Source organism: Sphingomonas sp. SP3 (genome assembly GCF_058514305.1).
Map to the genome: position 1 here is coordinate 1605001 of NZ_JBZSOE010000001.1, position 11256 is coordinate 1616256.

Below are 11256 nucleotides of genomic sequence, written 5' to 3' on the forward strand. Positions count from 1 at the left end.
GTCGGTCGACTGTTCGCCGAACTGGCGGACAGAACCGTCGGCGTTGGGGGTGTAGGTAATCCGCACCAGCGGCCCAGCCCACTCGCCCTGGATCACCATCTCCTTGCCCTTGAGGCCGCCGACAAAGGTTGCGCGGGTACCGCCGGAATCGATCCAGAATTGCTCCCAATGCTTGGCGCTCGGCACGTAGATGTTGAGGCTCCCACCGCCGCCCCCCTGGAACGGCATCCAGTTCTCGCGGATCCCGCAGCCGTAGACCTTCTCGATCAGGCTGTTCGCGACTTGCTTGCCCTTGGGGCCGTAGACGTCCCACTGGCCGGCCCAGAAATCGAACTGATGGAACTCGGCGCCGGCGCAGGGGTCGGCGGGAGCCTGCGCGGGCGTGGCCGTCTGGGCGAGCGCAGGCCCGGCGGAGAGCAGCCAGAGCGCTGCGACAGTTGAGCGAAAGCTAAGCATTGGCGGGTCTCCCATTGGTTGGCCCCACCATCCCCAAGCCGCGCCCCGATGGAATGGCCAGTTTGGCCTTCGCCAATGGGGCCAGTTTCAGTAATTATAGGCTCGCTCGCCATGGTCGCTGATGTCGAGCCCTTCGCGCTCGGCGTCGCGCGCGTGGCGCAGCGGAAGCAACCGTTTCACCACGCCGAAGCACAGGGCCGAGCCCGCCGCTGACCAAGCGATTGCCACTGCGACCGCGGCAAGCTGCGCGAGCAATTGGTGGCCGAGCGCATAGGTTTCGCCGCCATGCCCGCCGAGCGCAGGCAGCGCGACGAACGCGGTCCCGATTGAGCCGGCAATCCCGCCGAGACCATGAATCCCGAAGACGTCGAGGCTGTCATCGAGCCGCAAGCGGTTCTTCAATGAGCCAACGAAGCCGTAGCAGACCAGGCTCGCCAGAACGCCGAGGATCATGGCACCAACCGGGCCGCTGGCGCCCGCCGCCGGCGTGACCGCAACCAGGCCCGCGACCGCGCCCGAGGCGCCGCCGAGCATCGACGGCTTGCCCGAGACCAGCCGCTCCAGCGCCATCCATCCGAGAAGGCCGGCGGACGGCGCGATCATCGTGTTGACCATTGCGACCCCGGCGAGGCCGTTCGCCTCGAGCGCTGAGCCGGCATTGAAGCCAAACCAGCCGACCCACAACAGGCCCGCGCCGACCATCGTCAGCGCCAGTGAATGCGGCGGCATCGCCTCCTTCAGGTGGCCGATGCGCGGCCCGGCGAAAGCCAGCCCGACGAGCCCGGCTACGCCGGCATTGATGTGCACCACGGTGCCGCCGGCGAAGTCGATTGCACCAAGCTTGAACAGCAACCCTTCCGGCGACCAGACCATGTGCGCGATCGGCGCGTAGACGATCGTTAGCCAAAGCGCTGCGAAGGCCATGATCGCGGAGAAGCGAACGCGCTCGACGAGTGCGCCGATGACGAGTGCGCCGGTGATCGCCGAGAAGCTCATCTGGAACGCGGCGAAGACCAGCTCGGGGATCGCGGCACCCGCTGCACCGACCGGCCATAGGGTTTCTGCCTCGATGCCGGCGAAGCCTGCCTTCCCGAGGCCGCCCAGAAAGGCGCTCCCTGTTCCAAACGCCAGGCTGTAGTTCCACAGCACCCAGGTCAGGATCGCGATCGCACTTATGCCTAGCACCTGGCTCATGACCGAGAGCAGGTTCTTCGCCCGGACCAGCCCACCGTAGAAGAGCGCGAGGCCGGGCAGGATCATCAGCATCACCAAGGTGGTCGCGACCAGCATCCACGCCGTGTCGCCGGTATCGATGGTTAACTGCTGCACATCCGCCCCCTCTGCCTCATCAAGCTAGTGCGAGAGGAAGAGGGGGCTATGTGAAAGCTTCACCTAGGTCGTCGGCGGCTCCGGATGCGCGGCCTTCCACTCCATTGCGACGCGCACGCGCCGCTCGACCGATGGATGATCGTAGAACAGGAATTCCTCGATCGCCCCTGGTCGTGGGTAACGATACTCCGCGGTTTTCACGAGCGCGGTTGATAGCGCGTCGGGCCGGTTCTCGGTCTTGAGCGAGTACATGTCCGCCTGGCTTTCGAGCGTCCGCCCAAAAGTGTTGGCGATTGGCAGCACCAAGAGGCTGAGCAAGGCGACAATGAATCCCAGCACGGGAATGCCGCGCGGCTCGGCAATCGCCGCACTCGAGCCGAACAGCCGGGCGAACCGGGGGAAGAGAAGGTCGGCGAGCCAGAACCAGACCACCGCTGCCACGGCCGCGAACAGGATACCCCACCAGGTGTGTTTCAGCACATAATGACCGATCTCATGGCCGGTCACTGCACGCACTTCGTCGAGCGAGGCGCCCTTTAGCGCGACATCGGAGATCGCGACCCGCGCGGTGCTTCCGATTCCGCCCGCATTGGCGGTGAAATTGTTCGATTGGCGCGAGCCATTGTACATGAAGACGCGTTCGGGCGGCACGCCGGCTCGGCCCGCCATCTCAACCACCGCATCGCGAACCTTGCCCGCGGGTACAGGCTCATATTTGTTGAATAGGGGCTCGATCAGGATCGGCGACAGTAGGATGAGGAGGGAGGTCACTGCGGCGACCAGCCCGCCGGACCACAGCCACCAGCTTTTGCCGGTGCGCCGAATGAGCCAGTAGACCCCCACAAGCAGGAGAGCCGTAATCAGGGTGCTGATGGCGTTCGCCAAGAGTGTCTGGCCGATCCAGTCGCCGAACGGCTGGCTCGTGCGGCCGTAGCTCTTCTCGCGCCACCAGCTGGCGTAGATCGTCCAAGGCAGGGTGAGGACGAAAGATATGATCAGGAAGACGAGGCCGACCACGAACGCGCTCAAATTCTTTCGCCGGTCCGCGAGGCGCGCCTGAAGCTTGTCGAGCACGCCGGAGCGGACGATCAGCCAGGTCACGAGCGCAGTAACCAGGAAGCCCCACAGCAGCATCCATTCCTTGCCGACCGTATAATCGTGCGCCTTCTGCAGCGCGGCCGGGCCAAGGCTGTCGATGTAGCGCGCCGTCGCCGCGTTCGGGTCGAATGCCATGTTCAAATCCCCTCAAGATCAATGGGAGCGAGCCTAACGGTGGTTCGGCATTGCGCAACGGGAACGACTGCGAGCGGCCGGCGATTGTCTGCGAGTGGCGAAACGCGCAACCGAACTTGCCCCGATGGAGGCCTTGCTTGCGGCCGAGCTGCCCGACGGTGACGGCTGGCAGTATGAGCCCAAGTGGGATGGCTTCCGCTGCCTTGCGCGGCGCAACGGCGATGAAGTGACCCTCACGTCCAAGTCCGGGAAGCCGCTCGCCCGCTACTTCCCGGAGGTCGTGGCCATGATGGGCAGTCTCAAGGAGAAACAGTTCCTGCTCGACGGCGAACTCATCATCTCGGTCGATGACGTGCTGTCATTCGACGCACTGCAGCTTCGGCTGCACCCCGCCGAGAGCCGCGTCCGCAAGCTGTCGCTCGAGACGCCGGCCGAGCTGGTGCTGTTCGACCTGCTCGAGCTCGGCGGCAAATCCCTGGCCGGGCGGCCGCTTCGCGAGCGTCGCACGGCGCTTGAGAAATTCTTCGCGAGGAACGCCGTCGCGGCGCTTCAGCTGTCGCCAGTGACGCTCGATCGCAAAACTGCCCTCGGATGGCTCCAGCGCAGCGGCGGGGCGCTCGACGGCGTGATCGCCAAGCGCGCCGACCTTGAATATCGCTCGGGCGAGCGGGCCATGATCAAGGTCAAACAGCAGCGCACCGCCGACTGCGTTGTCGGCGGCTTTCGCTACGCCGAGAAAAAGAAGGAAGTCGGTTCGCTATTGCTCGGCCTCTACAATGACGAAGGCCTGCTCGATCATGTCGGATTTACGTCCGCGATTCCCGCCAGGGATCGTCCGGCGCTGACCGAAAAGCTCGAGGAGCTGATCAAGCCACCGGGCTTCACCGGCAACGCGCCCGGCGGGCCTAGCCGCTGGAACACAGAGCGGACCACGCAGTGGCAGCCGCTCAAGCCGGTGCTGGTCGTCGAGGTGCGCTACGACCAGGTCACCTCGCGCCGCTTCCGGCACGGGACGGGGTTCCTTCGCTGGCGCCCGGACAAGGCGCCGAAGCAATGCACGTTCGAGCAACTGGCCCCCGAGCTCAGGCCATCAGAGCTGGCAGAGCTGTTCGAGATATGAGCAGCCTTTTCGATGCGCCGCTCATCGCCGGGCTAGACTATCGCGATGACATCATCGGCGTCGCCGAAGAGGCGCAGTTGATCGAGCGGCTCAGCGCGCTCGATCTCGCGCCATTCCGGTTCCAGGGATGGCTCGGCAACCGCAAGACCCAAAGCTTCGGCTGGCGCTACGATTTCGACGACGCCAGCTTTACCCGCACCGAGCCCATTCCTGATTGGCTGGAGCCAGTACGCCAGAAAGCCGCCGCCTTCGCGGGTCTCGAACCGTCCGAGTTCGTCCATGTCCTGCTCGCCCGCTACGATCCCGGCGCCGGCATTGGCTGGCACCGCGACCGCGATGTGTTCGAGCAGGTTGTCGGCCTCTCGCTTGGCACGCCCGAAGTCCTTCGCTTCCGCCAGCGCGCCGCAAAGGGCTTCAGGCGCGCGAGCCTCGAGGTCGCGCCGCGCTCGGCTTATTTGCTGTCCGGCGAATCCCGCTGGGATTGGGAGCATCGCATCACGCCCGGCGACCGCCTGCGCTTTTCGATCACCTTTCGGACCCTGTCAGCCAAGGGCCGAAGCATCGCCGAACGGAACGAGCCGACCCCCTGAAGGGTTTTCGGCCTATGCGCCGTCTGCTCATCTTGTTCGTTGCCCTTGCCGGATGTTCGCAGGGTCCCGCGGACCTCGCCTATATCTCCCAGGCCCGTTCGCTGGCCGCCGAATGGGCGCTCATCAACGAGCAGGCTTCGGCCGGCCGCCTCGCGGGCCCCTATGCCAACGTTATGCGCCAAAGCATCCGCAAGCAGTTGAAGGCCACCAGCAAGTCCCTGGTCGTGCCGGGCAGCCGTTACGCGCAGGAGATTGATGCGTTGCTCGCCCAGCCTGCCGACAGCGACCCGAACGACCTTCGCGCCTACGCCGACCGGCTCGCGGACATGCAGGACAAGCTTCGCGCCTAGCGCGTCTCAAACCCCGCCAGGCACTCGGCGACCCAGCGTGCCGCCGTCAAGGCGCTAAGGTCGGTCGTATCGAGCGACGGATCCCATTCGGTAAGATCGATCACCCGCACCTTCGGCTCGGTTGCCAGTCGCCGCACCGCGCGGAAGAAATCCTGAACCGCCATGCCGCCGGGTCGGGCACCTGGCGCCGCCGGGAATTGCGAGCGGTCGATCACGTCGATGTCGCAATCGACGACGACCGCGTCGCAGTGGGCGACATGGTCGAGCGCGCCCTTGATCGCCTGGTCGATGCCGTTCGAGCGGACCTCGCCGATCGTGACGACGAGATTGCCGGCCGCGGTCGCATCGTCATGCATCGCCTTCGAATTGGCGAACGAGGCGAGGCCGACCTGCGCAATATTGTTGCCGGGCATTCCGTCGTCGATCAGCGCCCGGACGGGATTGCCGTTGCTCAGGCCCTGGTCGAGGTCGCGCATGTCGAAGTGCGCGTCGAGGGTGATCAGGCCGACCTTGTCGAGCGGCAGTCCGAGCCCGAGGACACCCGGCCGAGTCACCGCATTGTTTCCGCCGACCAGCAGGGTGAGCTGATGGGAACGCGCGCTTTCCGCGACTGCTTCGCGAATGACTGGTGTCGCCTGCGCGATGCCGAGGCCATCGATCGCCGCGTCGCCGTGATCGAGTACCCGCGTGGCGATCTCGCGGCAGGTCTCGACATCGTAGCGCCCAATGCGCCGCAGGGTTTTGCGCAATAGCCCGGGCGCGAGATCGCACCGGCCGGGTGTGACCGATCCGGCGCCGAGCGGCGCGCCGACCAGCCCGACGGGCGCCCCGTCGTTCGCGCTCGAAACCAGCTCTGCAATGTTGGGCCACCCCGCCATGCTTTGACCGTAGCAACTCCCCTCGCCTAAGGCGACGGACATGTGGGACCGGCTGCTTGTCGACTGCAATATCGCGACGTTCGAGGAGCGTCCGGGCAATCCGCTCGGCCTTATTGAGAACGGCGCGATCGCAATCGAGGACGGGCGCATCCTGCGCGTGGGCAAGCGCACCGAGCTGGCGGGTTTCCGCGCGAAGGACGTCACGGCGCTCGGCGGCGCATTTGTCACCCCGGGCCTGATCGACTGCCACACACACTTGGTCTTTGGCGGTACGCGCGCGGACGAGCATGCGATGCGCCGCGCCGGCGCCAGCTATGAGGAAATCGCCAAGGCCGGCGGGGGCATCGCCTCGACGGTCAAGCGAACCGCGGCGGCGAGCGACGACGAGCTGCTCGCCCAGAGCCGTTACCGCCTCCACGCGCTGATGGCCGGCGGTTGCACGACGGTCGAGATCAAGACCGGCTATGGCCTGAGCCCCGCCGCCGAGATGCGCCTGCTGAAGCTCGCCAAGCAGCTGGGCGAAGGCGAGGCGGTGCGCATCGTCGCGACTCTGCTCGCGCTTCATGCGATCCCAGCCGACCAGAAGGACCGGCGCGCGCATTTCGTCGGCGAAATCGTCGACAAGCTGATTCCCGAAGCCGCCAAGTCCAAACTCGCGACCAGCGTCGATGCATTCTGCGATACTATCGCGTTCACGCCCGACGAGGTCGAGCGGCTGTTCAAGGCAGCCGCGCACCACGGTCTGCGCGTGCGCCTCCACGCCGAGCAATTATCCAACCAGAAGGGCGCGGCGCTTGCCGCCCAGTATCGGGCTTTGTCGGCCGATCATCTCGAGCACCTCGATGAGGCCGGGGCGAAGGCCATGGCCTCGGCCGGAACCGTTGCGGTGCTTCTGCCCGGCGCGTTCTACGCGCTTCAGGAAACCCGCAAGCCGCCGGTCGCTATGCTGCGCAAGCACAAGGTACCGATGGCGGTTGCGACGGACTGCAACCCCGGCACGTCGCCGATGCTGTCGCCAACCCTGGCGATCAACATGGCCTGCACCCTGTTCGGCCTGACGCCCGAAGAAGCGGTGGCGGGGATGACCATCAACGCCGCACGCGCGCTCGGCCTTGCGCACGAGACCGGCAGCATTGCCACCGGGAAAGCCGCCGACCTTTGCGTCTGGCGGATCGAATCCTTGGCCGAGCTCGGCTATTGGGTCGGCCTTCCGGGCCCGGAGCGGCGCATCTTCCATGGAGCGGACACTGAATAACGAGAGACGCGATAACAGCCGGCATATCCGCGCCCGCCGGGGCAGCGAGATCAAGGCCAGGAGCTGGACCACCGAAGCCGCGGTCCGGATGCTGATGAACAATCTCGACGACGAGGTTGCCGAGGATCCGCAGAGCCTGGTCGTTTACGGCGGGATCGGCCGCGCCGCGCGCAACTGGGCATCTTACGACAAGATCGTCGAGACGCTCGAACGGCTCGAGGAAGACCAGACCCTGCTTGTCCAGTCGGGCAAGCCGGTCGGCGTGTTCCGCACCCACAAGGATGCACCGCGCGTGCTCATCGCCAACTCCAACATCGTGCCCAAATGGGCCAATTGGGAAGTGTTCAACGAGCTCGATCGCAAGGGGCTCATGATGTACGGTCAGATGACCGCCGGCAGTTGGATCTACATCGGCAGCCAAGGCATCGTCCAAGGCACCTACGAAACCTTCGTCGAGATGGGCCGCCAGCATTATGGCGGCGACCTCAAGGACAAGTGGATCCTGACCGCGGGGCTTGGCGGAATGGGCGGTGCCCAGCCCCTCGCGGCGGTGATGGCCGGCGCTCACTGCATCGCCATCGAGGTCCAGGAAAGCCGCATCGAGAAGCGCATCGAGACCCGCTACGTCGATAAGCGCGCGACCAGCATAGATCAGGCGCTGGAGATCATCCGCAACGCGACCGAGCCGACCAGCGTCGGCCTGCTTGGCAATGCGGCCGAGATCCTCCCCGAGATGCTGAAGCGCGGGATCAAACCCGATGCGCTGACCGACCAGACCTCGGCCCACGACCCCGCCAACGGCTATTGCCCGGCCGGCTGGAGCGTCGCCAAGTGGCAGGAGATGCGCGAGCGCGATCCCGGCGCTGTGGCCGAGGCTGCCCGGCACTCGATGGCGCGCCACGTCGAGGCCATGCTCGCGTTCAAGGACATGGGCGTTCCGACCTTCGATTACGGCAACAACATCCGCCAGGAGGCCTTTGACGACGGCGTTACCCACGCCTTCGACTTCCCCGGCTTCGTCCCGGCCTATGTCCGCCCGCTCTTTTGCCGGGGCATTGGGCCTTTCCGTTGGGCAGCGCTCAGCGGCGATCCGGAGGATATCTACCGCACCGACCAGAGGGTGAAGGAGCTCATTCCCAACGATCCGCACCTCCATCGCTGGCTCGACATGGCGCGCGAGCGCATCGCCTTCCAGGGCTTGCCGGCGCGCATCTGCTGGGTCGGCCTCGGTCAACGCCACCGCCTCGGCCTCGCGTTCAACGAGATGGTGCGGAACGGCGAAGTCTCCGCGCCGATCGTGATCGGCCGCGACCATCTCGACAGCGGTAGCGTCTCCTCGCCCAACCGCGAGACCGAAAGCATGAAGGACGGCAGCGACGTCGTCAGCGACTGGCCCTTGCTCAACGCCCTGCTCAACACCGCGAGCGGCGCGACCTGGGTCTCGCTCCACCATGGCGGCGGGGTCGGCATGGGCTATTCGCAGCATGCCGGCATGGTGATCGTCGCCGACGGCACCGACGATGCCGCGCGCCGGCTCGAGCGCGTGCTGTGGAACGATCCCGGTACGGGGGTCATGCGCCACGCCGACGCGGGCTACGACATCGCCATCGACTGCGCGCGTGAACAGGGCCTCGACCTGCCGATGGTGGGCGCATGAAGCTCGATCCGACCAAGGTCGACCTCTCCACGCTGCGCAAGCTGTGGCAGGGCGAAGCCGCGTCGCTCGACGACGCGTCCATGGAGCGGGTTGCCGCTGCCGCCGCTTCGGTCGATCGCATCGTCGCCGGCGGGGAGACCGTCTATGGGGTCAACACCGGCTTCGGCCTGCTGGCCAACACGCGCATCCCCGACGATCGCCTCGCCGAGCTCCAGACCAATTTGATCCTTTCGCACAGCGCCGGTCTCGGCGACCCGCTGCCGCGCCATGTGACCCGGCTGATGATCGTCCTCAAGCTGCTCGGCCTCGGCCGCGGCTATTCGGGCGTCCGGCCGCTGGTCATCGAAGCGCTGCAGACGCTGCTCGACAAGGACGCAATGCCGCTCATTCCGGCGCAGGGCAGCGTCGGCGCGTCCGGCGACCTCGCACCCTTGGCGCATTTGATCGCCGCACTGATGGGCCATGGCGAGATTGATGTTGCCGGCGAGGTCATGCCGGCAGACGCCGCGCTTCAGAAGCTCGGCATGGAGCCGCTAGCCCTCGGTCCCAAAGAAGGCCTTGCGCTGATCAACGGCACCCAGGCATCGACCGCGATCGCGCTCGATGCGCTGTTTGCCGGCGAGCGGGTGTTCGGCGCGGCCATTGCGGCTGGCGCTCTCTCGGTCGAGGCGCTCAAGGGCTCGGCCAAGCCGTTCGACCCCCGCATCTCAGACGTGCGCGGCCAGCCAGGGCAGATCCGCGTCGCCGCCGCGATCCGAGGCTTGCTCGAGGGGAGCGAGATTCTCGCCAGCCATGCCGGCGCATGCGGCAAGGTGCAGGACCCCTACAGCTTCCGCTGCCAGCCGCAGGTGATGGGCGCTGCGCTCGACCTCCTCACCAACGCGGCACGGACCCTGACGATCGAGGCCGGCGCCGTGACCGACAACCCAATCGTGTTCCCGGATGAGGATATCGCCATCTCCGGCGGCAACTTCCACGCGCAGCCGGTCGCCTTTGCCGCCGACATGATCTCGATGGCGCTGTGCGAGGTGGGGTCGCTGAGCGAGCGGCGCGTGGCGGTGCTGATCGATCCCAAGATGAGCGGCCTTCCGCCGTTCCTGACCGAGGATTCGGGCGCCAATTCGGGCCTCATGATCCCGCAGGTGACCGCGGCCGCCCTGGTCAGCGAGAACAAGAGCCTCGCCTTTCCTGCCAGCGTCGATTCGATTCCGACGTCGGCGGGACAGGAAGATCATGTGTCGATGGCCCCGATCGCCGCGCGCAAGGCGTGCCAGATCGCGCGAAATGCCGCCGGCGTGGTCGCGGTCGAGTTGATCGCGGCGGCTCAGGCGGTGGATTATCATGCACCGCTGAAGACCAGCGCCAGGCTGCAATCAGTACATGCGGCGGTGCGGGAGATCAGTCCGCACTTCACCACCGATCATTATTGGGCGCCCGATATGGCCGCGCTTCAGGCGGCGGTGTTGGAAGGCGTGATCCCCGCGGGGGACGAGGTCGCTTTTAGCTGACGCGCGTCCAGCGCTGCTCCTTGCAGATAATCCCGCTGATCAAGCAACCGCGAATGACCAGGGTCGACCCGCCGAGCAGGCGGATGGTCGCGGGCGCACGGATGTTGCGCTTGGGATCGAACGCCTGGCCCTTGAAGGTGCCGTCGCCGGCCGGCTTCATGCCCGAAAGGATGCGCGTGCCGACCAGGTTGGGGGTGCCGCCCTTCTTGGAAGTCGCCTTGGCCTTGTCAGACGCCTGGACCACGGTCCCGCAATAAGCATCGCCGCACGCCGCGACGCGCACGACGACGCTGCCCTTGGGGTTCTTCCAATGGCCCTCGAGACTGGTCTGGGCGGATGCCGCGGCGGGCATCGCCGCAGCGGCGGCAATCAACGCGAACTTGGCGAGAATCTGCTTCATGGCGGCTGCTATACTTTTGATTTGCGGCAAGAATCGAGCGCTCAGCTTGCTTGCCGATGAACGGCATAGGCTAGTCGGATGCGGGCAAAGGCTCGGTCGACCGGGTCCATAATGTGGATTTGCACAGCGCACGTCCGGCGGCGCAGCCCGAGACCTTCAGCTGTTGGTCGCCGACCAGCTGAAGCTTGGCGGTCACCCGCATATTCTTGTCGGGAACGAACAATTTGCCGTGCCAGCGCCCCTTGTTGTCCTGAGTGAGGCCAGTGAGCAATTGGGTGCCGACCAGCTGATCGGTCGCCTTGCGCGAATCCTGCTTGGCCTTGGCGCTGGCCCAGGCGACCGTTCCGCACCGGCTTGGGCCGCAGGGCGCGATCTCGATGATGCTATTGCCGCCAGGACTTTTCCAGAGTCCGTCGATCGAGGGGGGCGCGGCGGCTTGGGCTGCCAGCGCTAGGATGAGTGCGATCGGCATTCCGCCTT

Annotated in this window: 12 protein-coding genes (1 of these 12 only partly in view); 6 read left to right on the forward strand and 6 right to left on the reverse strand. The window is 66.1% G+C overall.

What is annotated here, in order from left to right; genetic code table 11:
• The 3 genes from AC4K8G_RS08375 to AC4K8G_RS08385 form a co-directional block, all read right to left on the reverse strand.
• Nucleotides 1-456, reverse strand: the 5' portion of a protein-coding gene (locus tag AC4K8G_RS08375; protein ID WP_491733694.1) for a hypothetical protein. The gene continues 84 nt to the left of window position 1, outside the view; 456 of the gene's 540 nt are visible here — the first part of the coding sequence; the start codon lies at nt 454-456; its stop codon lies off the left edge, out of view.
• 87 nt (nt 457-543) lie between these two features.
• Nucleotides 544-1785 (reverse strand): ammonium transporter, encoded by a 1242-nt coding sequence (locus AC4K8G_RS08380; RefSeq protein WP_491733695.1) that lies wholly within the window; start codon nt 1783-1785, stop codon nt 544-546.
• A 63-nt stretch (nt 1786-1848) separates the two neighbouring features.
• Nucleotides 1849-3018: a M48 family metallopeptidase gene (locus AC4K8G_RS08385; RefSeq protein ID WP_491733696.1), complete on the reverse strand. Its 1170-nt coding sequence runs from the start codon at nt 3016-3018 to the stop codon at nt 1849-1851.
• A gap of 94 nt (nt 3019-3112) precedes the next feature.
• Here AC4K8G_RS08385 and AC4K8G_RS08390 point away from each other — a divergent pair, with 94 nt between their 5' ends.
• From AC4K8G_RS08390 to AC4K8G_RS08400, 3 genes are read left to right on the forward strand one after another with little or no spacing between them, the layout of a single operon-like run.
• Nucleotides 3113-4138, forward strand: a complete 1026-nt coding sequence (locus tag AC4K8G_RS08390; RefSeq protein ID WP_491733697.1) for an ATP-dependent DNA ligase — start codon at nt 3113-3115, stop codon at nt 4136-4138.
• Nucleotides 4135-4728, forward strand: coding sequence for an alpha-ketoglutarate-dependent dioxygenase AlkB (locus tag AC4K8G_RS08395; protein WP_491733698.1), 594 nt, complete (start codon nt 4135-4137; stop codon nt 4726-4728). Before AC4K8G_RS08390 ends, AC4K8G_RS08395 begins: the two co-directional genes overlap by 4 nt.
• A 14-nt stretch (nt 4729-4742) precedes the next feature.
• Nucleotides 4743-5078, forward strand: a complete 336-nt coding sequence (locus AC4K8G_RS08400) for a hypothetical protein (RefSeq protein WP_491733699.1) — start codon at nt 4743-4745, stop codon at nt 5076-5078.
• On the opposite strand, the gene AC4K8G_RS08405 is transcribed toward AC4K8G_RS08400, so the two are convergent.
• Nucleotides 5075-5956: an arginase family protein gene (locus AC4K8G_RS08405; RefSeq protein WP_491733700.1), complete on the reverse strand. Its 882-nt coding sequence runs from the start codon at nt 5954-5956 to the stop codon at nt 5075-5077. The two genes, AC4K8G_RS08400 and AC4K8G_RS08405, sit on opposite strands and share 4 nt — an antisense overlap.
• 40 nt (nt 5957-5996) lie before the next feature.
• Here AC4K8G_RS08405 and hutI point away from each other — a divergent pair, with 40 nt between their 5' ends.
• From hutI to hutH, 3 genes are read left to right on the forward strand one after another with little or no spacing between them, the layout of a single operon-like run.
• Nucleotides 5997-7211, forward strand: coding sequence for an imidazolonepropionase (gene hutI / locus AC4K8G_RS08410; RefSeq protein ID WP_491733701.1), 1215 nt, complete (start codon nt 5997-5999; stop codon nt 7209-7211).
• Entirely contained in the window at nt 7192-8868 is a 1677-nt protein-coding gene (gene hutU, locus AC4K8G_RS08415) for a urocanate hydratase (RefSeq protein ID WP_491733702.1), read from the forward strand. Before hutI ends, hutU begins: the two co-directional genes overlap by 20 nt.
• Nucleotides 8865-10376 carry a histidine ammonia-lyase gene (hutH, locus tag AC4K8G_RS08420; protein ID WP_491733703.1) on the forward strand — a complete coding sequence of 504 codons (1512 nt, stop codon included), beginning with the start codon at nt 8865-8867 and terminating at the stop codon, nt 10374-10376. Before hutU ends, hutH begins: the two co-directional genes overlap by 4 nt.
• On the opposite strand, the gene AC4K8G_RS08425 is transcribed toward hutH, so the two are convergent.
• Nucleotides 10369-10776 (reverse strand): DUF2147 domain-containing protein, encoded by a 408-nt coding sequence (locus tag AC4K8G_RS08425; protein ID WP_491733704.1) that lies wholly within the window; start codon nt 10774-10776, stop codon nt 10369-10371. The genes hutH and AC4K8G_RS08425 overlap by 8 nt on opposite strands.
• Nucleotides 10777-10846: 70 nt before the next feature.
• The gene (locus tag AC4K8G_RS08430) at nt 10847-11248 is read right to left on the reverse strand and encodes a DUF2147 domain-containing protein (protein ID WP_491733705.1); all 402 of its coding nucleotides are present in this window, start codon (nt 11246-11248) and stop codon (nt 10847-10849) included.
• Nucleotides 11249-11256: the final 8 nt, after the last annotated feature.